This is a genomic window from Streptomyces sp. NBC_00464 (assembly GCF_036013915.1).
Taxonomy (GTDB): domain Bacteria; phylum Actinomycetota; class Actinomycetes; order Streptomycetales; family Streptomycetaceae; genus Streptomyces.
The window spans coordinates 985190-1011582 of the sequence record NZ_CP107899.1 but is presented as its reverse complement, the minus strand read 5'-3'; the positions used below and the strand labels follow the sequence as shown (position 1 = coordinate 1011582).

The following is a 26393-nucleotide window of genomic DNA, read 5'->3' as shown; positions in this document are numbered from 1 at the left end:
GCCGTACCAGGTACAGGGAGCCGCAGCCGTGAAGGCACTCGTGAAGCAGAAGGCCGAGCCGGGACTCTGGCTGATGGACGTGCCCGAGCCGGAGACGGGTCCCTCGGACGTGCTGATCAAGGTGCTCCGTACCGGCATCTGCGGCACCGACCTGCACATCCGCAATTACGACGGCTGGGCGCAGCAGTCCATCAAGACCCCGCTCGTCCTCGGCCACGAGTTCGTCGGCGAGGTCGCCGCGATCGGCTCCGACGTCGTCGACATCGCCGTGGGCGACCTGGTCAGCGGCGAGGGCCACCTGGTCTGCGGCAAGTGCCGCAACTGTCTGGCCGGACGCCGCCACCTCTGCCGCTCCACGCTGGGACTCGGCGTCGGACGCGACGGGGCCTTCGCCGAGTACGTCGCGCTGCCCGCGTCCAACGTGTGGGTGCACCGGGTCCCCGTCGACCTCGACATCGCCGCGATCTTCGACCCGTTCGGCAACGCCGTGCACACCGCGCTGTCGTTCCCGCTGGTCGGCGAGGACGTCCTGATCACCGGCGCCGGCCCGATCGGCATCATGGCCGCCGCCGTCGCCAAGCACGCCGGAGCCCGCAAGGTCATGATCACCGACGTCAGCGAGGCCCGCCTGGAGCTGGCCCGCAAGGTCGGCGTCAGCCTCGCCCTCAACGTCGGCGAGCAGACCATCGCGGACGGCCAGCGGGAGCTCGGACTGCGCGAGGGCTTCGACATCGGCCTGGAGATGTCCGGCCGCCCCGAGGCGATGCGCGACATGATCGCGAACATGACGCACGGCGGCCGGATCGCGATGCTCGGACTGCCGTCCGAGGACTTCGCCGTCGACTGGTCCCGGATCGTCACCTCCATGATCACGATCAAGGGCATCTACGGCCGCGAGATGTACGAGACCTGGTACGCCATGTCCGTCCTGCTGGAGGGCGGCCTCGACCTCGCCCCCGTGATCACCGGCCGGTACGGCTACCGCGACTTCGAGGCGGCCTTCGACGACGCGGCGAGCGGTCGCGGCGGCAAGGTCATCCTCGACTGGACCGTCTGACCTCCTACCGCCTCCGTACCCAGCTGGGAGACACCTTCATGTTCGACTCCGTACGCGACGACATGCGCACCACCCTCGAAGAGATCGAGGCCGCCGGGCTGCACAAGCCCGAGCGCGTCATCGGAACCCCGCAGTCCGCGACCGTGGCCGTCACCGCCGGCGGCCGCCCCGGCGAGGTGCTGAACTTCTGCGCCAACAACTACCTGGGCCTGGCCGACCACCCCGACGTGATCGCCGCCGCGCACGAGGCGCTGGACCGCTGGGGCTACGGCATGGCGTCCGTCCGCTTCATCTGCGGCACCCAGGAGGTCCACAAGGAGCTGGAGCAGCGGCTCTCCTCCTTCCTGGGCCAGGAGGACACGATCCTCTACTCCTCCTGCTTCGACGCCAACGGCGGAGTCTTCGAGACGGTCCTCGGCCCGGAGGACGCGGTCATCTCCGACGCCCTCAACCACGCCTCGATCATCGACGGCATCCGGCTGTGCAAGGCCAAGCGCTTCCGCTACGCCAACCGCGACATGGCCGACCTGGAGAAGCAGCTCAAGGAGGCGTCCGGGGCCCGTCGTCGCCTCGTCGTCACCGACGGCGTGTTCTCCATGGACGGTTACGTCGCCCCGCTGCGCGAGATCTGCGACCTCGCCGAGCGCTACGACGCCATGGTCATGGTCGACGACTCGCACGCCGTCGGCTTCGTCGGCCCCGGCGGCCGCGGTACGCCCGAGCTGCACGACGTGATGGACCGCGTCGACATCATCACCGGCACCCTCGGCAAGGCGCTCGGCGGCGCCTCCGGCGGCTATGTGGCCGCCCGCGCCGAGATCGTCGCCCTGCTGCGCCAGCGCTCGCGCCCGTACCTCTTCTCCAACTCGCTCGCCCCGGTCATCGCGGCGGCCTCGCTGAAGGTCATCGACCTCCTGGAGTCCGCCGGCGACCTGCGCGAGCAGCTCAACGCCAACACCGCGCTCTTCCGTACCCGGATGACCGAGGAAGGCTTCGACGTCCTGCCCGGCGACCACGCCATCGCCCCCGTGATGATCGGGGACGCGGCGAAGGCAGGCCGGATGGCGGAGCTTCTCCTCGAGCGCGGTGTGTACGTGATCGGGTTCTCGTACCCGGTCGTCCCGCAGGGCGCGGCCCGCATCCGCGTCCAGCTCTCCGCGGCCCACTCCACGGCGGACGTGAACCGCGCGGTGGACGCCTTCGTCGACGCACGGGCCGCACTGGGGGAGTAGTCGCGACCGGGGCGCTCTTCGCGACCTGGGACAATAGGTCACATGATCGATGCCCGGCGGCTGCGCATCCTGCGTGCGGTGGCGGACCACCGCACGGTGACCGCCGCGGCCGCCGCGCTCTACCTGACCCCTTCCGCCGTCTCCCAGCAGCTTGCCGCGCTGGAGCAGGAGACGGGACACCGGCTGGTCGAGCGTGGCGCCCGCGGCGCCCGGCTCACCCCCGCCGGGGACATTCTGCTGACCCACGCCAACGCGGTGCTGGCCCAGCTGGAACGGGCGGAGGCGGAGCTCGCCGCGTACAGCTCGGGCGACGCCGGTACGGTCACCGTCGCCGCGTTCGCCACCGGCATCGGCCTGGTCCTCGCCCCCGCGCTGGCGGCCCTGAACAGCACTGCACCCGGCATCAAGGTCCGCGTCCAGGACGCCGAGGGCGACGCGAGCGTCCCCATGGTGCTGGACCGGCAGGTCGATGTGGCGGTTGCGGTCGAGTACCGCGGCGCACCGGGGGAGGACGACCGGCGGCTGACCCGCGTACCGCTGTACTCGGAGCCGTTCGACGCGGTGCTCCCGGTGGGGCACCGACTGGCCGGCCAGGACCAGGTGGCCGTCGCCGACCTGGCGAAGGACGCGTGGATCGGGCCCTACCCCGGCAACCCGTGCCACGACGTGGTCGTCCTGGCCTGCGAGTACGCCGGCTTCGCACCGAACCTCGAACATTCCTCGGACGACTTCCACGCGGTGGTCGCGCTGGCGGGCGCCGGCGCCGGGGTGGCCCTGGTCCCGCGTTCCGCGCTGCGCGGGATGGCGCTGAACGGCGTGGTGGTCCGCCCGGTGCAGGGCAGTGCCCCGACGCGCCGGGTGTTCGCGGCGGTACGCCGGGGCGCCGAGGCCCATCCGCTGATCGCCCCGGTGCTGGAGGCGCTGGCGGGGGCGGCGGGGGGTGTGGCACGTCCGGGCGTCCGGGCCTGACGGTGAACCGGCGCAAGGCCAATGATCCGGCAACGATACTGTGGCGGGTCGTAGTTGGCACCGGGGAAGGCGACATGCGTGGGCGACGGCAAGGACAGCAGCAAGGTCCTGGACATCAAGACGGCGGATATCAAGGCGACGGCGCCTGTCTTCCATACCCAGGGCAAGAATCTGAGCACGGCGCTGACCACGCTCGTCACCACCCTGGACGGGCTGGGTGCGCCATGGGGCGATGACGAGCAGGGCAAGGCGTTCGGCGACGCCTACCGCCCTCAGCAGAAGGCTATTGAGACGGCCGCGGGAACCCTGGTTCTCGGCCTGGTCAGCATCCACGAGGCGATGGCCGACCTGTCGGACGGGCATGTGGACAACGACGAGCTGATCTCCGGAATGTTCAAGACGAAGCCGGCTGACGGCCACGCCCAGGGTGACAAGTGAGTATCGAGGACGAGGCCAAGGATCTCCTGCTCAAGCTGGGCCTGTGGTGGCCGGACGCCAACTCCGGCACGTTGCGCAGTGTGGCCGACGCGTGGCGGGCCTTCGCGGACTCGGTCGACGATGTCCGCACGCCGGTCAACAACGCGGCCACCACTCTGATCGCCAACAACACCGGTGAGGCGATCGACGCGTTCTCGACGTTCTGGGAACGCTACGCCAAGGGCAACGACACGGGCTGGCTCAGCGACCTCGCAGTGTCGTCGCGCGAGATGGCAAAGGCGCTGGACAAGTTCGCCGACGCCATCGATGACGCCATCAACAGGCTGTGGACCCAGATAGGGATCGACGCCGCGGTCATCGTGGGCGGCATCGCGCTGGCCTTCTTCACCGCCGGACTCGCCGCGGGTGCGGCCGCTCTGGCCACCGAGGCACTGATCGAGTTCGGCCTCACTATGGGGGTCGCCGTCTCCACCACCGTCGCCGAGATCGCCGCCGGTACACTGGTCGCGGCGGCGTTCGGCGGGATCGAGTCGGTGTCGATCGACCTCGCGGTCGCCCAACCCCTGAAGATCGCCACCGGTCTACAGAAGGGCTTCAGCCTGGACGAGATCAATGCCGCGGCCCGGGACGGCATGGTGTACGGCGGGCTGTTCGGCGCCGGCACCGGTGTGGCGAAGGCCGGCGCGGAGGGGAACCTGTTCACGGGCGCCGACGGCGTGCCGCTGATGCTGCGGCCCCCGACACTTCGCCCCGACCTGGTCGAGGTCGGGCCGGCGGCCCGGCCGTGCAAGAGCACTCCGTGCGTGGGAGAGCCGATCGACGTGGCGACCGGCGCCATGCTGATGACACAGACCGATCTGACGCTCCCGGCGGGGCTCCCGCTGGTCTTCGAGCGCACCCATCTGTCGTCGTACCGCGGCGGCGTCTGCTTCGGTCGCACCTGGGTCTCCACCCTTGACGAGTGCCTTCAGATCGACGGGGACGGGGTGGTGTTCGCCGCCGCCGACGGGATGCGCCTGGTCTACCCCGTTCCGCAGCCAGACCAGCCTGTACTGCCCGTTAAGGGCGCCCGCTGGCCGCTCGAATGGGACGGCAAGCCCGACGGTGTCATGACCATCACCGACCCCGCCTCGGGAGTCGTTCGCACCTTCAGCACCCCCCTTCCCTCGGGCACCTTCGGTGTCTTCCACCTCCCCGTGGAAAGCTGGCACGACCGCAACGGCGCGCGCATCGACGTCGAGCGCACGGCCGACGGCATCCCGACCGGGCTCCGCCACTCCGGCGGCTACTACCTCGCGGTGGACACCGAAGGGCCGCGCATCACCGCCCTGCGCCTGCTCGACCGGGCCCCTTCGCTCTACGAGCCGGTGCAGCCCGACGGCACGAGCACCGGCACGGTCGTGATGCGGTACGGCTACGACGCTGCGGGCAACCTCACCGAGGTCGTCAACTCCAGCGGCGAACCGCTGCTCTTCACGTACGACGCCGAGGGGCGGGTCACCTCCTGGACCGACCGCAACGGCACGTCGTTCGCGTACTTCTACGACGCCGACGGCCGCGTCGAGCGGACCGAAGGCAGCGGCGGCTTCCTCTCCGGGGCCCTCGCCTACGACGACGAGACGCGCACCACCACGTACACAGACTCCCTCGGCCGACGGTCCACGCACCGGTACAACGCCGCGGGCATGGTCGTCGAGGAGACCGATCCGCTCGGCCACACCACCCGCACCGAGTGGGCGGAGCGGGGCGACAAGCCGCTCTCGGTCGCCGACCCGCTGGGCCGTACGACGCGCTACAGCTACGACGCATCCGGCAACCTCACGGGTGTGACCCTGCCGGACGGGTCCGAGGCCCGGGCCACGTACAACGAGCTCGGCCGGCCGATCGCGGTCGTCGAACCCGGCGGTTCGACCTGGCGGCACACCTATGACGAGCTGGGCAACCGGCTCACCACGACCGACCCTCTCGGCGCCGAAACGCACTGCGCCTACGACGAGTCCGGCCACCTGTCGACCGTCACCGACGCCCTGGGCCACGCCCGCCGGGTCACGTCCGACGCGGCCGGGCTGCCCGTCGCGGTGACCGACGAACTCGGACACACCACGGTCGCGCGTCGCGACACCTTCGGCCGCGTCATCGAAGTCGTTGATCCGCTCGGTGGGACCACACGCATGGGCTGGACCGTCGAAGGCAAGCCGACGTGGCGCGCGCACGCGGACGGCACCCGTGAATCCTGGACCTGGGATGGTGAGGGCAACCTCCTCACTCACACCGATCCCGCAGGCAACACCACCCATCACAACGCCACCCACTTCGACGTCCCCGCCACCCGCACCGACGCGGACGGCGCGACGTACGCCTTCTCCTACGACACCGAGCTCCGGCTGACCAAGGTCACCAACCCGCAGGGACTGACCTGGTCGTACACGTACGACGAGGCGGGACGGCTGGCTGCGGAGACCGACTTCAACGGCCGGACACTGACCTACATGCACGCCGCGGCGGGCGGCCTGATATCCCGCACGAACGGGGCCGGTGAAACCCTGACCTTCACTCGGGACGAGCTCGGTCGCGTCGTCGAGCAGTCCACCGACGCGGGCGACACCACCACGTACACCTATGGCCCGTCGGGCGATTTGATCCACACGGCCAACGCGGACGCCGAGGTCTCCATCGAGCGGGACGCGCGGGGCTGTGCGCTCACGGAAAGCGTCAACGGCCGTACGACCGCCTACACATACGACGTCCTCGGCCGGGTCGTCCAGCGAACCACTCCGTCAGGGCTGGCCTCACGCTGGTCCTACGACCCGACAGGGCGGCCCGCCGCTCTCGGCACCGACGCCGGCTCGCTGACGTTCACCCACGATGCGGCGGGCCGAGAGACCGAGCGTCGACTCGGCGACAGCGTCGTGCTCACCCAGAACTGGGACGCCGCCCACCGCCTCACCGAGCAGACGCTCTCGGGCCGTGTGAACGAGGCCGACCGCCTTCTGCAGCACCGCACCTACGCCTACCGCGAGGATGGCTACCTCACCGAGATCCGCGAACTGAGCTCGGGCACCCGCCGGTTCGACCTCGACGCTACCGGCCGCGTCACGGGCGTCCGTGCCCACGGTTGGACCGAGACGTACGCCTACGACACGACGGGCAACCTCACCCACGCCACGGCCCCCGCGCACGAGTCCGCCGGAGAGCGGGATTTCAGCGGCACCCTCATCCGCAGCGCGGGCCGCACCTCGTACGAGCACGATCCGCAGGGCCGCCTGATCCGTAAGACCCATACACTCCTCAACGGGCAGCGGCACCGCTGGACGTACGCCTGGAACGCGGAAGACCGCCTGACGGAGGCGGTGACACCGGACGGCGACTGCTGGCGCTACGCCTACGACCCCCTGGGCCGCCGCATATCCAAGCACCGGCGGACAGCGGACGGCTCGGTGGCCGAACGCACGGACTTCGTCTGGGACGACATACGTCTGGCCGAACAGGCCACGCCCGACGGCCGGGTCACCACCTGGGACTACGCCCCCGGCACCCACCGCCCTCTCACCCAGACCGACCATAAGCCGCTGCCCCGGGAACAAGGCGCGTCACTGCTGGCCAAACTGACGCAGGACACAGCCACGGACTTCAGTACGCACTTCTACGCCGTCATCACGGACGGCCTCGGCACACCGGCCGAACTGGTCACACTCGACGGGGAACTCGCCTGGCACCGCCGTACCACCTTGTGGGGCACGAGCCGTCCGACCGCGACGGACACCACGGCCGCGGACTGCCCGCTCCGGTTCCCCGGCCAGTACGCCGACTCCGAAACCGGCCTGAACTACAACTACTTCCGCTACTACGACCCCGAGACCGCCCGGTACATCAGCCCGGACCCGCTGGGGCTGAAACCGGCCCCCAATCCGAATTCCTACGTTCGGAATCCCAGTACATGGTCAGACCCTCTGGGTCTGGCGGGCTGTGACCTGCAAGACCTGGGAGGTGGTTGGTACCGCTCACAAGAGGGCCTCGATTATGGTCCCGGCTCCGCCGAGGGGCATCGAATTACTCACGTGATGCAGCATACCCAGGAGAATCCGGCGAAGGCCAACCATGGTGTATTCGACACGGGAAGCAAGGGTGTGCTTGAGACGGTCGACGAGGCGTGGAGGAGGCGCGCCACTGCTGTCTCGGTGAACGAACAGGGTGCGCGCACCACCTATATAATTCCAATGGAGAACCAAGTCGGGTTCAATTCCGGCGAGAACTATATTTCGATCACAGTCGAACACGGCAATGAAGTGATCACTGCTTTTCCGAGGAGTTGGAATTGATGGAGAAGGTGGCATGTGTGCATTGCGGTCAGGATTGGGTGCGATGCTACAAGCGCAAGGATTCTGGCCAGATTTTCTTCCTGTGTCCGGAGTGTGAATCCCTGTGGCTAAAAGAAGAGGATATTCACGACGAGACGGACATGTACCTGAGTGAGTTCCTTCTCACGGGGGACTCCGTGAAGGACTGGGAAGCGATCGTTCCTTGTTCTGAACCAACGACCTGATCCTGTCCTCGACAGGTTGGTTGGCTCCATGAAATTGCAATGACAGACGCATCGGTCATCGTTCGCTGTCAGGAATTCGAGGCTGTTCGGGGTGAGATGGAGTGAGAGCTGCCGTGTCGAGGGATTCCGGATGGATCCACTGAGGGATCCGCTGATCAGGGCATGGATGGAACGTCGGGTGGCGACGCCGACTGCCTGGACTTCCTTTGAGCCGGCTGCTCACCCGCAAGGCGTACGCGCAGCCGCTGCTCAGCTTCACGCCCCGCGAGCGGGAGGTCCTGGAACTGATGGCCCAGGGCAAGGCGAACGGCACAATCGCCACCGAACTCATCGTCACGGAACGGGCGGTGAGTAAGCACATCGGATCGACCTTCGCCAAGCTCGGCCTCGAACAGGACGACGGCTCGGTCCACCGCCGGGTCCTGGCGGTCCTGGCCTATCTGGAGGGGAACGGGACCCGCTGACAGGCGTGGACGGGCTATCCCGCGTCCACGACCGGGATCCCCGGCGCGAACGCGTCCACGGCCGAGTCCAGTGCGGCCCGGTCGAGCCGCCAGCCCGAGACCGCCCGCGAGGTCAGCACCACGTCGGCCGGAACGTTCGGCAGGAGGGCCCGCAGCGTGGCCCGTGCGATTTCCCCCTGCCCGGGGGCGGGCGGCGGGACGGCGCCCGGCCGGAGAGCCACCCCGACCCAGGGCAGCGACCCGCCGGGCATCTTCTGCTGCCACAGCACGATCGCCGTGATGTCCTGCCACGGCACGTGCACCGTTGTCGCGCGGTAGCGCGCGGGAGAGCCGCCGAGCAGCACACCCTTTCCGTCGACACGGAAGGCCGGCCTGCGGCTCAGGGCGACGAAGGCCATGAAGAGCCCGCCACCGCCGAACAGCACGACACAGATCGCCCGCAGTACCGGCGGGGCGTCCGACACCACCAGAAGCAGAGTGAGGGCGGCCGCCCCGGCCACGACCCCGAGCGTCTTGCCGTCCCAGCCGTACCGTGCCTCGTACACCCCGGATGCCGCGTCCTTCGTCATGTGCTGATCATGCCAATCCGCGCGGGTCCAGGGAAGGTCCGGAGCGGCAGCGCGGCCTACGCGGGCTGGAGCAGGTCCCAGCGGTTGCCGTACAGGTCCTCGAAGACCGCGACCGAGCCGTAGACCTCGTGGCGAGGCTCCTCCAGGAACCGCACCCCGGCCGCCACCATGCGTGCGTGGTCGCCCGCGAAGTCCTCGGTGTGCAGGAAGAAGCCGACCCGCCCGCCGGTCTGCGCCCCGACACTGGCCCCCTGCGCCTCGTCCTTGGCACGGGCCAGCAGCAGCCCCGTGCCCTGGGTGCCGCGCGGCCGCACCACCACCCAGCGGGAGCCGTCTCCCCGGTCGGTGTCCTCGACCAGTTCGAAGCCCAGGGCGTCGGTGTAGAAGCCGAGGGCCTCGTCGTAGTCGCGGACGACCAGGGTGACCAGAGCGATGTGGGACATGGGATTCCTCGCGAGACGGAAGGGGCCGGGAGACCCCTCTCAGCGGGACAATATCCGCCATGGACACCAGCGACCTCACCGGCCTGACGGCCCGCGCCCGCCGACTCGCCCTGGCCGGGGACCGCCGCATCCTCGGCATCGCGGGCCCGCCCGGCGTCGGGAAGTCCACCCTGGCGGAGCGCCTCGTCGACGCCCTCGGGCCGCTCGCCGTCCTCGTGCCGATGGACGGTTTCCACCTCGCCCAGGGCGAACTGGAACGGCTCGGCCGGGCGGACCGCAAGGGCGCACCCGACACCTTCGACGCCGCCGGGTACGCGGCGCTCCTGCGCCGGCTGCGGACGCCCGAACCGGGGACCGTCGTGTACGCCCCCGCCTTCGACCGGTCCCTGGAGGAGCCGGTCGCGGGCTCCGTACCCGTACCGCCGGATGTCCCGCTCGTCGTCACCGAGGGCAACTACCTCCTGTACGGGCAGGGCCCCTGGGCGCAGGTACGCGGGCTGCTGGACGAGGCATGGTTCCTGGAGCTCGACGACGCGATACGCGTGCGCAGGCTCGTCGAGCGGCATGTGCGGTTCGGCAAGGCGCGGGCCTACGCGGAGCGCTGGGTGGCCGGTTCCGACGAGGCCAACGCCCGGCTCGTCGCCCCGGGCCGCGACCGCGCCGATCTGGTCGTACGGCCGGTATCCGGCGCGCCGTCCTGACCACTCGCGGGCGGACGCCCGTGCGGGCAGGATGCAGAGAGCCGTTCCGCGCCGCCAGGAGGTTCCTCATGTCCAGCCAGAGCCAGCCCGTACCGTTCACCGCCGACGACTACCGGGCCCGGATGACGAGGGCCGCCGAGAGCGCCGCCGCTGCCGGACTCGCGGGGGTGCTGGTCGCGCCCGGACCCGACCTGGTCTATCTGACCGGGTATCAGCCCACCGCGATCACCGAGCGCCTCACCGTCCTCGTCCTCACCGCGGGCCAGGACCCGGTGCTGGTCGTACCGACCCTGGAGGCACCGGACGCGGAGAAGGCCGTCGGCGCACCCGCGCTGACCCTGCGCGACTGGACCGACGGCAAGGACCCGTACGCCGTCACCGCGCCCCTGCTCGACGCGCAGGGCCGCTTCGGGATCAGCGACAACGCCTGGGCCATGCATCTGCTCGGCCTCCAGCAGCTGCTGCCCGGGACCTCGTACGCCTCCCTCACCGAGGCGCTGCCGATGCTGCGCGCCGTCAAGGACGCCCATGAGCTGGACCGGCTCACCGCGGCGGGGGCCGCCGCCGACGCCACGTACGAGGAGATCCTCAAGGTCCGGTTCTCCGGCCGCAAGGAGACCGACGTGGCCGCCGACCTGGCCCGGCTGCTCACCGAGTTCGGGCATTCCCAGGTCGACTTCACCGTGGTCGGCTCCGGACCGAACGGCGCCAACCCGCACCACGAGGCCGGTGACCGCACCATCGAGCGGGGCGACATGGTCGTGCTCGACTTCGGCGGCCTCAAGCACGGGTACGGCTCCGACACCTCCCGCACGGTCCACGTCGGCGAGCCCACCCCCGAGGAGCAGCGGGTCCACGACATCGTGCGGGAGGCGCAGGCGGCGGGCTGCAACGCGGTGCGGCCCGGAGTCGCCTGCCAGGAGATCGACCGGGCGGCCCGCGCCGTCATCACCGAGTTCGGCTACGGGGAACGCTTCATCCACCGCACCGGCCACGGCATCGGCGTCACCACCCACGAACCCCCGTACATGATCGAGGGCGAGGAGCAGCCGCTCGTGCCCGGCATGTGCTTCTCCGTCGAGCCCGGCATCTATCTGCCGGGCCGGTTCGGTGTGCGGATCGAGGACATCGTGACCGTCACCGAGGACGGCGGCCGGCGCCTCAACGCCACCGCGCGCGAGCTGGCGATCGTCGAGTAGACCCCGCCTGCCGCCGGCAGTCGGTCAGTCGTCGGCCAGCACCACGCACGACTCCGGCGGCAGATGCAGCGCCCCGTCCGCGCCGGGCGCCTCGACGGGCTGCCAGGCGGCCAGCACCCGGCCCCCGCCGCTGCGGTGCCGGCCGCCGCCCAGCGGGATGGTGGCCGGCTTCTCGTCGAGGTTGACCGCGACCCGCAGATCGCCCCGGCGGAACGCCAGCCAGCGCGCCTCGTCGTCGTACGCCGTCCGCACCGTCGCCAGGTCCGGGTCGCAGAGGTCGGGCAGGGCATGGCGCAGCGCGATGAGTTCGCGGTACCAGGCGTGCAGACGGGCGTGCGGTTCGCGTTGCGGTTCGCTCCAGTCCAGACAGGAGCGGTCGCGGGTGGCCGGGTCCTGCGGGTCCGGGATGTCCTCCTCGGCCCAGCCGTGCGCCCCGAACTCCCGCCGCCGGCCGGTGCGTACGGCCTCGGCGAGCTCCGGATCGGTGTGGTCGGTGAAGAACTGCCAGGGTGTCCGGGCGCCCCACTCCTCGCCCATGAACAGCATCGGGGTGAAGGGACCGGTCAGCACGAGCGCCGCCGCGCAGGCCAGCAGGCCGGGGGAGAGGGAGGCGGCGAGCCGGTCGCCGAGCGCCCGGTTGCCGATCTGGTCGTGGGTCTGCGCGTAGCCGACGAAGCGGTGGGCGGCACTGCGGGTGACATCGACGGGGCGGCCGTGCGTACGGCCGCGGAAGCTGGAGTACGTGCCGTCGTGGAAGAAGGCGCTCGTCACGGTCTTCGCGAGCCCGGCCAGTGGGGCGGCGGCGAAGTCCGCGTAGTAGCCCTGGGACTCACCCGTCAGCGCGGTGTGCAGACAGTGGTGGAAGTCGTCGTTCCACTGGGCGTGCAGACCGATGCCGCCGGACTCGCGCGGAGTCGTCGTGCGCGGGTCGCAGAGGTCGGACTCGGCGATGAGGGAGAGGGGACGGCCGAGTCCGGCAGCGAGCGCGTCGGTGGCGGCGGACAGTTCCTCCAGGAACGTCAGCGCCCGGGTGTCGGCCAGCGCGTGGACGGCGTCCAGCCGCAGCCCGTCCAGCCGGTAGTCGCGCAGCCAGGCGAGCGCGCTGCCCAGCAGGAAGGCCCGCACCTCGTCGGAGCCGGGCGCGTCCAGGTTGACCGCCGCGCCCCACGGGGTGTGGTGCGTCTCGGTGAAGTACGGCCCGAAGACGGGGAGGTAGTTGCCGGACGGGCCCAGATGGTTGTGGACCACGTCCAGGACGACGGCGAGCCCCAGCCCGTGCGCCGTGTCGACAAAGCGCTTCAGCCCCTCGGGGCCGCCGTACGGCTCGTGCACGGCCCACAGCGACACCCCCTCGTACCCCCAGCCGTGGACGCCGGGAAACGGGCAGACCGGCATCAGCGACACATGGGTGATGCCCAGCTCGGCGAGATGTCCCAGCCTGGCCGCCGCCGCGTCGAAGGTGCCTTCGGCGGTGTACGTACCGATGTGCAGCTCGTACAGGACGGCGCCCGGCAGCCCGCGCCCCGCCCATGCGCTGCGCCAGGTGTACGCGTCGTGGTCGACGACGGCGGAGTCTCCGTCCGGCCCGTCCGGCTGGCGGCGCGAGCGGGGGTCGGGGCGCACCGGGCCGTCGTCGAGGGCGAAACCGTAGCGGTCGCCGTCCGCCGCCTCCGCATGCGCGGTCCACCAGCCGGCCCGGTCCGGATCGCGCTCCATGGTCCGCGGTTCACCCGACAGCCGCAGCACGGCCGATTCCGCATCCGGTGCCCATACCTCGAACAACATGCAGCGCTCCCTCGTCTCCGTGGACCGGCCCATGGTCGGCAGAAGACGCGATCTTCGATCCATGACGCCGGATCGAGCCCGTTACTGGCGATTAAGGTCTGGTTCTGATCATTGCCCTGACCGGTTCCGCCCTACGCACTCCCTCTCACGGATGTGGAGACTCGCCCCGTACCGCGACGTCTTCAGGGAACAGCACGCGAAGGGGGCCGATGCGCAACGCCGCACCGGCCCCCGCCCCGTATTCCTAGACCAGGTGGATCCGTTCCTGCGTCACCGGATGCCCGGCCCTCGCGAAGGCGGCCGCCATCGGTACGTTCCCCCGGTCGGTCGCACCCGCGATGAACTCGGCTCCCCGGGCGGCCAGGAAGTGCGTGCACTCCACGAGCAGGTCGTAGCCGTAGCCATGACCGCGGGCCTCGGGCACGACCCCGATGAAGCCGATGCACGGCCCCGACGGGTTGTGCGCGGGTATGTGGAGACCGGCCGGCTCACCGTCCGGCGTGTACGCCACCTGCCACCACTCCCTCGGCGAGGGGCACCAGTGGAAGAAGTCGAGCTCCTCCTGGGCCGCGGCCTCCAGTCCGCCGGGCCCCTCGATCGCCCGCCGGGCGTGCGCGTCGAGCGTGACGGAGTGGATCCGGCGCAGCAGGCCGAGGATCGCCGCGTCGTCGGGCTCCGGACGGAAGGCCAGCCGGCCGGGCCGTTCGGGGAGACCGCAGTCCGGCGTCCACCTGTACTGGTACCGCTCGACGAGCGGCTTCATACCGGCCGCCGTGGCGGCGGCGATCCGGGCCTCGGCGGCCGCCCGGACCTCGGGGACCTCGCGCCAGTTCGCGGGAAGGCCCAGTTCGTACTCGGTGCGCAGCGGCGAGCGGCGCAGCAGCTCCGCGCCCGCCTCGTCCTCGCCGTCGGCGAAGTCGAACCAGTTGAGCAGCACGGGCTCGGTGTCATCGGGACCGGCCCACCAGGCGGCCCTCGCGACGACAATGTCGTCGCGCAGGGCGATCCAGGTCCACTCGGGGCGGTACTCCCCGCCGTCGCCCACCGTGGTGTAGCGGTGCCCGAAAGCGGCACGGCCGACGAGTGAGGCGTCCTGCAGGGAGTCGAAGAGAGAGGCGTCGCTCTGCGAGAGCGCGCGAATGACCAGATCGGTCATGGAAGAAGTCCTCCGGAAGAAAGCTGTGCGCTCCCGGTCAGACCGAGTCGGACACCGCCCGGCGGACGGGACGGGAGCGCGGGAACGAAGTGGTACGCGGGATGGTGCCGTTGCCCGTACTCATGTGCCTCGCCTCCTTCCTCGACCGGGGCCGGATGCCCTCGTGAACACAGTAACCCCCTCCCGGCGGGCCGTCCAAGGGATTTGGACGGCCCTGCGCGGCAAACGGCGCTCCGTCAGTCGTCCCACACCATGTCGAAGGCGCGCTCGAAGTTGACGTAGCCCAGCCGCGCGAAGGACTTCGCCATCGGCACGTTGCCCAGGTCCGTCGCGGCCCGGATGCGCTCCACGCCGTCCTGCCCGGCGAGCACCCGGGTGCCCTCGGCGAGGAGTTCGTCGATGTAGCCGTGACCGCGCTGAGCGGGCAGCACGCCGATGTACGCGATGATCGGGTTGTAGCTGTTGCGGGCCGGGATCACGAAGCCGACCGGTTCACCGTCCGGAAGCTCGGCGACGCGCCACCACTCCTGCGGGGTCGAGTAGTTGGCGAGCTCCTCGTCGTACTGCTTCTCCGCGGCCTCGCGCGCCGACAGGCCGGACGCCAGGTCCTGCTGTCCGTGGGCGTCGAGAGTGCCCTCCATCACCGGCGCCATCAGCGCGAGGAGATCCTCGCGCCCGGCGACCGGGCGGAACCGCAGCCGGCCGCTGTCGGCCGGCACGGGGGTGCCCGCACGCCACTCCAGGCGCAGCCGCTCCACGAGCATCCGGGCACCGGTGCGTTCCATGACCCGGATGCGCGCCTCGACGACGTCACGGGCCGCCGGGTCCTCGCGCCAGTCCGGCGGTATGTAGCGCCCGTACTCGGGACGCGGTGCGCCGGCCGGAACGACGGCCGCGGTCGCCGCCTCCAGCAGCCGCAGCCCGACCTCCCCGCGCTCGGGCTCGGGCAGCGTGTCGTCCAGGTCGAAGAAGTCGAGGAGGAGCGGCTCCTTGCCGTCCTTGCTCCACCAGGCGATCCGCGCCAGCACCCGGTCACCCCGCAGGGCCACCCACATCCAGTCCGGGCGGCGCCGGCCCGATGCGAGGTCGTCCGCGAGTTCGTGGTCGAGGACGTAGGACAGCCGGCAGAACAGATCCAGCTCCTCCGGGCCGCTGATCGGACGGACGGTCGGTTCGAGTGGTGCGTCGAGCACAAATCCCCCACAGGTGTACGGACTCGCCCCGGCGGTCGCCGGGACGGCACGGCGGTCGACCTTAGCAACGTCCGGCGCGCACGGTCCCTGAATATTCCGGAGGCGTGCAGGTCAGGAGGGCGGAAAGCGGCGTTGTTCTGGACACTCCGGGGCGGTCGGCCCGACAATTGGTTCTGTGACGTCCTCCTTCGAGTCCCACACGTATCCCGCGCGGCTGTCCGACGCCCAGCGCGACCGTGTTCTCGGTGTGCTCAGAGAGGGTGCGGCGCAGGGCAAGCTCTCCCACGACACCTTCATGCGGCGCATGGAACTGGCCCTGATCGCCAGCCGTTCCGACCAACTGGAGGCGCTCACCGCCGACCTGGAGAGTGGCGGCCGCTGGTCGCGGCAGCTCTTCCGGGCCGTGAGCGGGGTCTCCGGCTTTCCCGAGCGGGTCCGCAGGGCATGGCGGGCCGAGCGGCTGCCCAAACTGCTGCTGCCGGCGCCGAGTCCGTACCCCCTGCTCATCGGCCGCGACCCGGGCAACGGACTCCGGCTCAGCCACGAGACGGTGTCCCGGATGCACGCCGAACTCACCGCGCACAGCGGCCGGTGGGTGCTGCGCGACCTCGGCTCGACCAACGGCACCTGTGTCAACGGGCAGCGCGTCACGGGGACGGTGCCGGTGCGCGAGGGGGACCAGGTGAGCTTCGGCAGGATGACCTTCCGGCTCTCGGCGCCCCCGCTCCGGCCGCCGGCGTAGCCGGGGGCGCTCACGCCTGCTGGTGCCGGGCCGAGGCGGTGGAAGAGGACTGTCTATGCTGCCCTGATGACTGCAGTGGACATGAAGAAGACGCAGAGTCCGACCGTGGACCGAGGAACGTACTTCCTGTTCACACTCGCCGTGGTGGCACTCGGCTGGATCATCGCCGCGGTGAACACGGGCATCTCCTATGTCGCGTTGGGCACGGACGCCATCCCGATCATCACCGGAGTCATCGGGTGCTTCGTCTTCGTGATCGTCCTGCGTTTCCTCCATCACGCGTGGTGGCTCGCCGCCCTCTCCGTGCTGCCGGCCGTGTTCGTGCTCGTGGGCTCGGTCCAGTACGCGCCCGAGGCGGCGCTCGACGGCCGAGGCGTGCGCGAGACCGTTCGCATCACCGCCGACAGCGCCGCCGCCAACGGCGGATCGAATCACCGCTTCACCCTTGAGGGCCGGCTGGGTGAGCTCAAGGAGACCCTGAACTACAACGGGGACCACCCGGACTGGGAGGTGGGCGACCGGATCGAGGTCGTCAGGGATCCCAAGGGCGTCGTCCCGCTGGAAGCCGCCTCCGACATCGATTCGGGCGGCCGGCTCGGCATGCTTGTCATGGGCGCCGTCGGCTGGACCTGCATCACCCTCCTGGCCGGACGGCGCGGATTCGTACGGCGCCGCGCGGGCCGGCGCCCCGTGTTCGAGGACATCGACTGAGCCGCGACCGACCCGTACCACGTGCCGGACGGCGGCCGCCCCGTCACCCGGACGGCCGCACGCGGACTGCGGCGGGCCCGTTCAGGTGATCCCCTGACAGGGACCGCGCCGCACACCGGCGCACCGAACGCCCCGGGGGGTACGCCATGCAGGCAGACGCGCCCGGAGACATACCGGCCCCGACGTCCTCGCCCGAACGCCGCACCGTCCGGCACCCGTCCACACGGCCGCGCCGCGCCGGCAGCGGCCCCAGCCTCCTCGCACCGGGCGCGGCCCACGACCCGTACTGGCTCTACCGAGTGCTCCGCGAGGAGTACCCGCTCAGCTACGACGCGCCGCTGGGCGCCTGGCTCGTCAGCCGGTACGACGACGTGGCCACCGCCCTCACCGATCCGAGGTTCGCGGGCTTCCCGCACGACGGAGCGCCTCGCGGAGGGCCCGCCCCGCTCGGGCTCTGCCACGGCAACGCCCGCTGCCTGCCCCGCGACCGGTACGCGGTGGCGGCCGGCACCGTACCCGGGCATCTCGCGGAGCGCGTCGAGCGGACCGCCTACGTCCTGGCCCGGCGCATCGCCGGACGCCCGCAGGCCGATCTCGTCGAGGAGTTCTGCCGCTGGCTGCCCTCCGGAGCCGGCCCGGACTCCGGCCCGGCCTCCGACGCCGCCCCCTGCACCCGGCACACCGGACTGCGGGAGACCGCTCTCGCCTCGCTCCTCGCCAATCTGCTGGACGACCCCGACCTGCTGGCCGCCCTGCGCATCGAACCCGCGCTCACCGGCCGGGCCTGGACCGAGACGCTGCGCCGCGACCCGCCCGTCCAGATCGTGCTGCGCCGCACCGTCGCCGAGGTCACCCTCAGCGGCGGCACCCTGCCCGCCCGCGCGCCCGTCGCCTGCCTGATCGGCTCGGCGGGCCGTGACCCGGAACGGTTCGCCGCACCGGATGTCTTCGACCCCTTCCGCCGCGACCAGGACCGCGGCACGCCCGGCCCCGCGGACTGCCCCGCCGTGCTGCTCGGCCGGCTGGAAGCCGAACAGGGCCTGCGCGCCCTGCTCGACGCGATGCCCACCCTGCGCTGGGCGCAGGGATTCCGCCCGGCCGCCACCGGCCTGCTCACACGGGGCCCGCGGTCCCTTCTCGTCCGGCCGTAGGAACTCCCGGCGAACGGTCCGGCCGGAACGCCGGGCCCCGGTGGCGCACGCTCATCCCGGCTGTGGCGAAATTGCGTTGACGTCCCACGGACGGTGGTCAATCATCGCTCCTCATGCTGCAGAACGAGATTTGGGACGACCAGGCCGCCCAGAGCTATGACACCCCTGGAACCGGCATGTTCGCCTCGGAGGTGCTGGAGCCGACGGTGGACCGCCTGGTGGAGCTCGCCGCGGGCGGGCGGGCCCTGGAGTTCGCCATCGGGACCGGACGGGTGGCAGTGCCGCTCGCGGAGCGCGGAGTCCCGGTCAGCGGCATCGAGCTGTCGAAGCCGATGGTCGATGAACTCCGTAACAAGGCGGACGAGGCGGCCATGCCCGTCGTCGTCGGCGACATGGTCACCGCGCGAGTGCCGGGCGAGTTCCAGCTCGTCTACCTCGTCTACAACGGCATCTCGGTCCTGCTCACGCAGGCCGAACAGGTCGCCTGTTTCCGGAACGCCGCACGCCACCTCGCGCCGGGCGGGCGGTTCGTCATCGAGCTGTGGGTCCCCGAGCTTCGCAAGCTGCCGCCGGGTCAGCAGGCCGTGGTCTTCGGGTCGGCGCCGGGCTATGTCGGGCTCGACACCTACGACGTCCTGCGCCAGCAGGTCGTCTCGCACCACTTCGGGTTCGACGCCGAGGGCGGCCGCGAGGCCCGGCTGTTTCGCAGCCCGCACCGGTACATCTGGCCGGCCGAACTCGACCTGATGGCCGAGCTGGCCGGGATGACGCTGGAGTCCAGGCATGCCGACTGGACGGGCGAGGAATTCACCGCGGAGTCGCGCTCCCATGTCTCCGTCTACCGGACGGCCGAAAGGCCGTAGGCGTATGGCCCTGCAGCGTTGTTGACGGTCGCCCATGCTCCGCAGTGACCTCCTCCTCCGCCTTGCAGCGGCACGCACCGGACCCCGCTCCCCGATCCGGCCTGATCCGGACGAGAGGCCCTAGACGCGACCGCTCCTGCTGAGCAGCGCGACCGGCCGCTCGGCGAACAGCTCCGCCACCGCGACCGTGCCGCCCGAGAACCTCCGGCCCGGCGTCAGCAGATCGCGCCACACCCCGTCGTCCGGCAGCGCCAGCTCCGTCCGGCGCCAGCCGCCCGACTCCGCCAGCCGCAGTGGCAGCCGGGTCACCGCGGTGACCACCTCGCCGGAACGGCAGAAGGCCAGGCAGTGCGCCGCCGCCGGGCCGGAGGCGGTCAGCGGGGCGTACGTACCCGACTCGCCGAACACCTCGGGCCGCTCCCGGCGCAGCCGCAGCGCCACCTCCGTGAGCGCACCCTTCTCGTCGGCGGGCGCGCCGTCGGCGGGTCGCGTGAACGGCCGCCGGTTGTCCGGGTCGACCAGCGCCAGATACTCCCGCTCCGTGCCCTGGTACAGATCCGGCACCCCCGGCATCGTCAGGTGCACCAGAGCCGAGCCCAGCGCATTGGCCCGCACGTGCGGGGCCAGCGTCCCCGCGAAGCGTTCCAGGAGCGCCCGCACCGGACCGGTGGCGGCGTCCGGACCGGCGGCCACGAAGTCCGTTGCCACCCGCTCGTACACCGGATCGGGTTCGGTCCAGCTCGTGAACAGCCCCGACTCGCGCACCGCCTTCAGTAGCGCCGGCTCCAGCCGTCCGGCCCGCTCCCCGGGCGGGAACCCCACACAGCCGATCGCGGTCTGCCACGCCTGCCAGGCGAGCTGCGGATCAGGGGCGGCGGGAGCCGTCCGCGTCAGCTCGGCGACCAGCTCGCTCCACCGACCGGGGCACTGCGACAGCACCGCGATGCCCGCCCGCACGTCGGCGCTGCGCTTGGTGTCATGCGTCGTCAGCGCCGTTCCGGTGGCGGGCCAGTCGCGTGCGAGCCGCGCACAGAAGGCGTGGAACTCCTCCGGTGCCACCGCCGGCCTCCCTGGATCACCGCCCACCTCGTTCGCCGAGATCAGTGGCACGTACCGGTAGTACGCCGTGTCCTCGACCGCCTTGGCCCGCAGCGCCGACGCGGTCTGGGCGAACCGTGCGCAGAACGCCGCCCGGTCGGCGCCCCCGCCGAGCCGCCCCAGGGCCAGCTCGCGCACCACGTCGACGGCCGAGGCCTCCTCCCGTACCGCGAACCCGGCCTTCGCGTCGCTCACCGCGACCGCGTCGAGAGTCGCCTCGGCCGTCTCGGTGCAGGGGCCGCCCGCCGTCACGTACGGGCGGTAGACCGGGACCCGGACCAGCAGCTCGCGCACGGCGGTCTGCAGCGCCCAGGGGGCGTGGTCGCGCAGCGCGGGGTCCTCGGCGCAGATGCGCGACGCGAGCCGGGTCAGCAGCTCCGTCTCCGCGGCCAGCTCATGGGTGACGACCCGGTACGCGGCCCGGCGCACGGTCGCCGTCCAGTAGCCGCCCCGGTCGCCGGCCGGGGCGGCGTACTCCCGGTAGCCGTCGAGCAGCTCGGCCGCGCCCACCGGGTCGACGAAGAGGCCGTCGATCCGGTGCAACGCGTCGTACCCCGTCGTCCCGGCGACGGCCCAGCCCGCCGGCAGCGGCTCGGGGCCGGTGAGAATCTTCTCCACCACCGTCCACACCCCGCCGCTCTCCACGGACAGCCGCTCCAGATAGCCGGCCGGATCGGCGAGCCCGTCCGGGTGGTCGATCCGCAGACCGTCCACGACCCCGTCCCGTACCAGCTCCAGGATCTTGGCGTGGGAGGCGGCGAACACCTCGGGGTCCTCCACCCGCACCCCGATCAGCTCCGAGATGGTGAAGAACCGCCGGTAGTTCAGCTCGGTGCGGGCCAGCCGCCACCAGCCGAGCCGGTAGTGCTGGGCGTCCAGCAGCTCCGGCAGATCGAGGCGGGCGGTGCCGGCCCGCAGCGGGAACTCCTGCTCGCCGTAGCGCAGCACGTCCCCGTCGACCCGCAGCCGGTCCATCTCCTCGCCGAGCCGTCCGGCGAGGACGGGCAGCAGGATCCGGCCGTCGCCCGCGGCCCAGTCGATGTCGAACCAGTGGGCGTAGGGGGAGTCCGGCCCCTCGCGCAGGACCTCGCGCAGCGCGTGGTTGTGCCGGGGGTCGGCGGCCATGTGGTTCGGCACGATGTCCAGGACGAGGCCGAGCCCGTGCTCGCGGGCGGTGCGGGCCAGCCGGCGCAGCCCCTCCTCGCCGCCCAGCTCGGCGCGCACCCGGCTGTGGTCGACGACGTCGTAGCCGTGCCGTGAGCCGGGCACGGCCTCGAGCACCGGGGACAGGTGCAGATGGGAGACGCCGAGCGAGGCGAGATACGGCACGGCGTCCTCGGCGGCCGAGAACGGGAACTCCGGCTGGAGCTGGAGCCGGTACGTGGCGGAAGGCGTCATGGGAACGTTCGTACCCAGATCCGGGCCGTCTGTGTCACCCGGGCACGGACGAGTGACCGGTCGGTCTCATGCAGGCCGCTGAAGCACCACCATGCTCCGCCCCACCAGCGTCACCCGATCGCCCGCCGCCACCTTCGGCCCGGCCCCGGTCAGCACCCCGTCCGGGCGGGCCGTGTCGACCACGGCCAGCCACTGGCGGCCGTGATTGACCGGAACGGCGAATTCCAGCGTCTCGGCGCTCGCGTTGAACATCAGCAGGAACGAGTCGTCGGAGATCCGCTCCCCGCGCGGGCCGGGCTCCGAGATGGCGTGCCCGTTCAGGAAGACCGTCAGCGCCTTGGCGTGCGCCGCCTGCCAGTCCCGCTGGGTCATCTCCGCACCCTCGGGCGTGAACCAGGCGATGTCCGAGAGTTCGTCGTGCGTGCCCTCCACGGGACGCCCGTGGAAGAACCGCCGGCGCCGGAAGACCGGATGGTCGCGGCGCAGCCACACCATCGCCCGGGTGAACTCCAGCAGGCTGCTGCCGAGCCCGTCACCGCCGTCCTGCCCGTCGCCCTCCGCGTCGTCGTCGCCCGCCGTCCCGGCCGGGTCGGGCCAGTGCACCCATGACAGTTCGCTGTCCTGGCAGTAGCCGTTGTTGTTGCCCCGCTGCGTCCGGCCGAACTCGTCGCCGTGGCTCAGCATCGGCACGCCCTGGGACAGCATCAGCGTGGCGATGAAGTTCCGCATCTGCCGCTCGCGCAGGTTCAGTACCTCGGGCCGGTCCGTCTCGCCCTCCACACCGCAGTTCCAGGACCGGTTGTGGCTCTCGCCGTCCCGGTTGCCCTCACCGTTGGCCTCGTTGTGCTTGTCGTTGTACGAGACCAGGTCGTGCAGGGTGAATCCGTCGTGGCAGGTGGTGAAGTTGATCGAGGCGAGCGGCCGCCGTCCGTCGTCCTGGTACAGGTCGGAGGAGCCCGTCAGCCGGCCGGCGAACTCGGCCAGGGTCCGGGGCTCGCCGCGCCACAGGTCCCGCACCGTGTCGCGGTACTTGCCGTTCCACTCCGTCCACAGCGGAGGGAAGTTGCCCACCTGGTAGCCGCCCTCGCCCACGTCCCACGGCTCGGCGATCAGCTTCACCTGGCTGACCACCGGGTCCTGCTGCACCAGGTCGAAGAACGACGACAGCCGGTCCACCTCGTGGAACTGCCGGGCCAGGGTGGCCGCCAGATCGAAGCGGAAGCCGTCCACGTGCATCTCGGTCACCCAGTAGCGCAGCGAGTCCATGATCAGCTGGAGCACGTGCGGGGAGCGCATCAGCAGGGAGTTCCCGGTCCCCGTGGTGTCCATGTAGTAGCGCTGGTCGTCGGCGAGCCGGTAGTACGAGGCGTTGTCCAGGCCCCGGAAGGAGAGCGTCGGGCCCAGGTGGTTGCCCTCCGCCGTGTGGTTGTAGACCACGTCGAGGATCACCTCGATGCCGGCCTGGTGCAGGGCGCGCACGGCCTGCTTGAACTCCAGCACCTGCTCGCCCCGGTCACCCCAGGAGGCGTAGGAGTTGTGCGGGGCGAAGAAGCCGATGGTGTTGTAACCCCAGTAGTTGGCGAGCCCCGCGTCCGCCAGCCGGTGGTCCTGGACGAACTGGTGCACCGGCATTAACTCGATCGCGGTGACGCCGAGCTCCGTCAGATGCGCGATGACCTCCGGATGGGCCAGCCCCGCGTACGTACCGCGCAACTCCTTCGGCAGCCCCGGATGGAGCATCGTCAGGCCCTTCACATGGGCCTCGTAGATCACCGTGCGGTGGTAGTCCGTACGGGGCCGCCGGTCGTCGCCCCAGTCGAAGTACGGGTTGACCACGACCGAGGACATCGTGTGCGGCGCCGAGTCGAGGTCGTTGCGCGCGTCGGGCCGGCCGAACGGATAGCCGTACACGGCCTCGCCCCACTGGATCTGCCCGGCGACCGCCCGTGCGTACGGATCGAGGAGCAGCTTGGCGGAGTTGCAGCGGGCACCCCGCTGTGGTTCGTACGGCCCGTGCACCCGGAATCCGTACCGCTGACCGGGCATCACCCCGGGCAGATACGCGTGGCGGACGAACGCGTCGGTCTCTCTCAGCTCCACCGCCGTCTCGGAACCGTCGTCGTGCAGCAGGCACAACTCGATTCGGTGGGCAGCCTCCGAGAAGACCGCGAAGTTGGTCCCGGCGCCGTCGTACGTGGCACCGAGGGGGTACGCCTGTCCCGGCCAGACCTGCATAGATTCGACTCTTCCCCTTCTGATGCGGTTGCCTGGGGATTGCGGGCTCCCTGGCAGATCTTCCCCGAAAGAGCGGCCCTTACCTAGGACCGCCCGGCTATTGAGGGGCGGCGTCGCCCGGTCCGGTCAACATCGGGCCCCTCCGTGTCGCCCGGAACCGGAAACCGGTGGCCCCGTCCGGACCGCTGTCCGGAACGGGGCTCGGAATGGGGTGTTTAATCCCTATGAATCCGCTCACTCCGGCAGATCTTGCCGTACGGAACAAGCTTGCGCGGTAGGGGAGTTGGGAAAGCAGCCTGCGCATCCGGCTGCACCGGCTCCCGCTCCCGGAGTACCCTTCCTTGATCGTTGGTGGGGGAGTGGAAGGCGGTGCGCGGGTGAGCTCGGGAGGGTTCGAGCTGCCCCCAGGTGACACGGGTCACGAGGGGGATCTGGCCGACGTCCCGCCCGGGGCGGTCTCGCTGGCGCAGCCCCTGGAGATCGGTGCGGAGCTGGACTGGGGCGCGGACGCCTGGGGCGAGGTGCGTACCCGTGCCCAGCGGGCCGGGCGCGCCTATATCTGGCTGAATCTCGTGGAGCAGCGGCTGCGCGCCGTCGTCTCGGCGGTGCTCCGGCCCATCTACGAACCGGTCCACGGCGAGGACTGGGTGGTGGCCGCGGCGGGACCCGCCGGCCAGGAGTGGGTGCAGCGGGCCGTCGCGGTGCGCGAGGTCTCCCGCCGCAAGGGCTATCTGCTCGACCCGGCCGACGACAACGTCCTGAGTTTCCTCACGCTGCCGCAGCTGCGTGAGCTGATGGTCCAGCACTGGCCCTGCTTCGAGCCCTACTTCGACGACCGCCGCGACGTCGAGCTGGCGCTGGACGAGCTGGAGGTCGCCCGCAACGTGGTCTCCCGCAACCGCGCCCTCAACGAGGCGGTGCTGGCCCAGGCCGAGCGGGCCTCCGCCCGGCTGCTGGAGATCCTCGGCAGCGGCGCGGCCGTCCCGTCCGCCGACCGGCTCCCGGTCGACGCCGTGGAGGAGCTCGTCGGCGACCGTTACGCGGACGTGGTCTCCGTCCACCCCGACCGGGTGCGGCTCCAGCGCCAGCTGCCCGCCGAGGACCTCTTCGGCGGTTCGCGGCGGCTGGACGCGATCGGGATAGGGCTCAATCTGCTGGTGCAGAACTTCTCCGGGCGCCGGCTGATCCGGCTCGCCGAGTCGGGCTGCCGGGTCCGGCTGCTCTTCATCAACCCGGCCAGCAGCGCGGTCAAGCGCCGGGAACGGGAGCTCGGCCTCAAGAAGGGCGAGCTGAGCCGCTCGGTGGAGATGAACATCCTCCACATGCGCCGGGTCCGCTCCAAGCTCCGCGATCCGGGCGCCTTCGAGATCCATGTCTTCGACGAGACGCCGCGCTTCACGGCCTACCTGGTGGACGGCGACGGCGCCAACGCCGTGGGGGTCGTCCAGACCTATCTGCGCCGGGCGCGCGGCATGGAGGCTCCGGTGCTGGTCCTGCGGGGCGGCGGACGGGCGGTGGTCCGGGCCGGCCAGGACAGCGAGCACGGGCTGTTCGAGACGTACCGCGAGGAGTTCGAATCCGTGTGGACGGACTCCCGGCCGGTCTCCTGAAGGGACCCGTTCCGGGGCGTTGTCAGTGCCCCGTGCGAGGGTGGTCGTCATCTGGGGGAGCACCACGAAGGAGGTACGGGATGAGCTGGCACCGGCAGGCGCTGGTCGGATTCGACCTGGAGACGACGGGCACGGAGCCGCTGGAGGCCCGGATCGTGACGGCCGCGGTCGTGCGTGTCGACGGCAGCGACGGCGATCCGGTGAGCCGGCGCGCCTGGCTGGCCGATCCGGGGATCCGGATCCCGGCGCAGGCGTCCGCGATCCACGGCATCAGCAGCGAGCGGGCGGCGGCGGAGGGCCGGCCGGTGCGCGAGGTGGCCGACGAGATCGCCGACACCCTGACCGGGTACTGGCGACGCGGCGTCCCGGTGGTCGCGTACAACGCGGCTTTCGACCTGACGCTGCTCACGGCCGAGTTGCACCGCCACGGCCTGCCCTCGCTGAGTGACCGGCTCGACGGCGCGGGGATCGGGCCGGTGATCGACCCGTACACGATCGACCGGGCCGTCGACCGCTACCGCAAGGGCAAGCGCAACCTCGAAGCGGTCTGCGTCGAGTACGGCGTGGTCCACGGGGGAGCGCACGACGCGGGGGCGGACGCGCTGGCGGCGGTGCGGGTGGCGTACGCGATAGCCGCCCGGCACGGCTCGGTGGCCGCACTGTCCGCGCCGGAGCTGCACGAGCGCCAGATCACCTGGTATGCGGAGTGGGCCGCCGACTTCCAGCAGTTCCTGCGCCGCAAGGGCACGGCGGACGCGGTCATCGACAGCCGCTGGCCGGTGCGGGAGCCGGTGCTCGAGGTGCGGTCGAGTCCGTCCGGCGGCTAAGGGCGGCAC

The 26393-nt window shown here is 71.1% G+C and carries 21 protein-coding genes and 1 pseudogene; 15 read left to right on the top strand and 7 right to left on the bottom strand.

Annotated features, from left to right (window positions below; translation table 11 throughout):
* Window positions 1-28: 28 nt before the first annotated feature.
* From tdh to OG912_RS04340, 7 genes and pseudogenes are all read left to right on the top strand, one after another.
* A complete protein-coding gene (gene tdh / locus OG912_RS04370; RefSeq protein WP_326739558.1) occupies window positions 29-1057 on the top strand; it encodes an L-threonine 3-dehydrogenase in 1029 nt (342 codons plus the stop codon).
* 38 nt (window positions 1058-1095) lie between these two features.
* Window positions 1096-2289 (top strand): glycine C-acetyltransferase, encoded by a 1194-nt coding sequence (locus OG912_RS04365; protein ID WP_326739559.1) that lies wholly within the window; start codon window positions 1096-1098, stop codon window positions 2287-2289.
* 42 nt (window positions 2290-2331) lie between these two features.
* A complete protein-coding gene (locus OG912_RS04360) occupies window positions 2332-3258 on the top strand; it encodes a LysR family transcriptional regulator (RefSeq protein WP_327708260.1) in 927 nt (308 codons plus the stop codon).
* Between the two features lie 78 nt (window positions 3259-3336).
* Window positions 3337-3696, top strand: coding sequence for a hypothetical protein (locus OG912_RS04355; RefSeq protein ID WP_327708259.1), 360 nt, complete (start codon window positions 3337-3339; stop codon window positions 3694-3696).
* Window positions 3693-8015, top strand: a complete 4323-nt coding sequence (locus tag OG912_RS04350; RefSeq protein WP_327708258.1) for a DUF6531 domain-containing protein — start codon at window positions 3693-3695, stop codon at window positions 8013-8015. Before OG912_RS04355 ends, OG912_RS04350 begins: the two co-directional genes overlap by 4 nt.
* Window positions 8015-8239, top strand: coding sequence for a hypothetical protein (locus OG912_RS04345; protein ID WP_327708257.1), 225 nt, complete (start codon window positions 8015-8017; stop codon window positions 8237-8239). The genes OG912_RS04350 and OG912_RS04345 overlap by 1 nt, the downstream gene beginning before the upstream one ends.
* Before the next feature lie 206 nt (window positions 8240-8445).
* Window positions 8446-8703: pseudogene (locus OG912_RS04340) on the top strand (response regulator transcription factor); the annotation flags it as partial.
* 14 nt (window positions 8704-8717) lie between these two features.
* On the opposite strand, the gene OG912_RS04335 reads toward OG912_RS04340, so the two are convergent.
* Both OG912_RS04335 and OG912_RS04330 read right to left on the bottom strand, forming a co-directional pair.
* Window positions 8718-9272, bottom strand: coding sequence for a hypothetical protein (locus tag OG912_RS04335; RefSeq protein ID WP_327708256.1), 555 nt, complete (start codon window positions 9270-9272; stop codon window positions 8718-8720).
* 56 nt (window positions 9273-9328) lie between these two features.
* The gene (locus tag OG912_RS04330) at window positions 9329-9715 is read right to left on the bottom strand and encodes a VOC family protein (RefSeq protein WP_327708255.1); all 387 of its coding nucleotides are present in this window, start codon (window positions 9713-9715) and stop codon (window positions 9329-9331) included.
* Window positions 9716-9774: 59 nt separating this feature from the next.
* On the opposite strand from OG912_RS04330, the gene OG912_RS04325 reads away from it, so the two are divergent.
* Together OG912_RS04325 and OG912_RS04320 are read left to right on the top strand one after the other, a co-directional pair.
* On the top strand, window positions 9775-10416 hold the full coding sequence (locus tag OG912_RS04325) for a nucleoside/nucleotide kinase family protein (protein WP_327708254.1): 642 nt from the start codon (window positions 9775-9777) through the stop codon (window positions 10414-10416).
* 68 nt (window positions 10417-10484) lie between these two features.
* Window positions 10485-11615, top strand: a complete 1131-nt coding sequence (locus OG912_RS04320; RefSeq protein ID WP_327708253.1) for an aminopeptidase P family protein — start codon at window positions 10485-10487, stop codon at window positions 11613-11615.
* A 24-nt stretch (window positions 11616-11639) separates the two neighbouring features.
* On the opposite strand, the gene treZ is transcribed toward OG912_RS04320, so the two are convergent.
* The 3 genes from treZ to OG912_RS04305 form a co-directional block, all read right to left on the bottom strand.
* A complete protein-coding gene (gene treZ, locus OG912_RS04315) occupies window positions 11640-13400 on the bottom strand; it encodes a malto-oligosyltrehalose trehalohydrolase (protein ID WP_327708252.1) in 1761 nt (586 codons plus the stop codon).
* A gap of 244 nt (window positions 13401-13644) precedes the next feature.
* The gene (locus tag OG912_RS04310; protein ID WP_327708251.1) at window positions 13645-14556 is read right to left on the bottom strand and encodes a GNAT family N-acetyltransferase; all 912 of its coding nucleotides are present in this window, start codon (window positions 14554-14556) and stop codon (window positions 13645-13647) included.
* A 236-nt stretch (window positions 14557-14792) separates the two neighbouring features.
* On the bottom strand, window positions 14793-15749 hold the full coding sequence (locus tag OG912_RS04305) for a GNAT family N-acetyltransferase (RefSeq protein ID WP_327708250.1): 957 nt from the start codon (window positions 15747-15749) through the stop codon (window positions 14793-14795).
* Between the two features lie 175 nt (window positions 15750-15924).
* Here OG912_RS04305 and OG912_RS04300 point away from each other — a divergent pair, with 175 nt between their 5' ends.
* The 4 genes from OG912_RS04300 to OG912_RS04285 all read left to right on the top strand — a co-directional run bounded on the left by OG912_RS04300 (window position 15925) and on the right by OG912_RS04285 (window position 19216).
* A complete protein-coding gene (locus tag OG912_RS04300; RefSeq protein WP_326739569.1) occupies window positions 15925-16491 on the top strand; it encodes a DUF1707 and FHA domain-containing protein in 567 nt (188 codons plus the stop codon).
* 66 nt (window positions 16492-16557) lie between these two features.
* Window positions 16558-17202: a hypothetical protein gene (locus OG912_RS04295; RefSeq protein WP_327708249.1), complete on the top strand. Its 645-nt coding sequence runs from the start codon at window positions 16558-16560 to the stop codon at window positions 17200-17202.
* 146 nt (window positions 17203-17348) lie between these two features.
* On the top strand, window positions 17349-18353 hold the full coding sequence (locus tag OG912_RS04290) for a cytochrome P450 (protein WP_327708248.1): 1005 nt from the start codon (window positions 17349-17351) through the stop codon (window positions 18351-18353).
* Between the two features lie 113 nt (window positions 18354-18466).
* Window positions 18467-19216 (top strand): class I SAM-dependent methyltransferase, encoded by a 750-nt coding sequence (locus OG912_RS04285; RefSeq protein ID WP_327708247.1) that lies wholly within the window; start codon window positions 18467-18469, stop codon window positions 19214-19216.
* A 120-nt stretch (window positions 19217-19336) separates the two neighbouring features.
* Here the strand turns inward: OG912_RS04285 and treY are convergent, their stop codons facing one another.
* Together treY and glgX are read right to left on the bottom strand one after the other, a co-directional pair.
* Window positions 19337-21712 (bottom strand): malto-oligosyltrehalose synthase, encoded by a 2376-nt coding sequence (treY, locus tag OG912_RS04280; RefSeq protein WP_327708246.1) that lies wholly within the window; start codon window positions 21710-21712, stop codon window positions 19337-19339.
* Window positions 21713-21778: 66 nt separating this feature from the next.
* Window positions 21779-23947 (bottom strand): glycogen debranching protein GlgX, encoded by a 2169-nt coding sequence (gene glgX, locus OG912_RS04275; RefSeq protein ID WP_327708245.1) that lies wholly within the window; start codon window positions 23945-23947, stop codon window positions 21779-21781.
* 377 nt (window positions 23948-24324) lie between these two features.
* On the opposite strand from glgX, the gene OG912_RS04270 reads away from it, so the two are divergent.
* Both OG912_RS04270 and OG912_RS04265 read left to right on the top strand, forming a co-directional pair.
* Window positions 24325-25557, top strand: a complete 1233-nt coding sequence (locus tag OG912_RS04270) for an SAV2148 family HEPN domain-containing protein (protein ID WP_326739575.1) — start codon at window positions 24325-24327, stop codon at window positions 25555-25557.
* A gap of 80 nt (window positions 25558-25637) precedes the next feature.
* Entirely contained in the window at window positions 25638-26384 is a 747-nt protein-coding gene (locus OG912_RS04265; protein WP_327708244.1) for a 3'-5' exonuclease, read from the top strand.
* Window positions 26385-26393 lie beyond the last annotated feature (9 nt).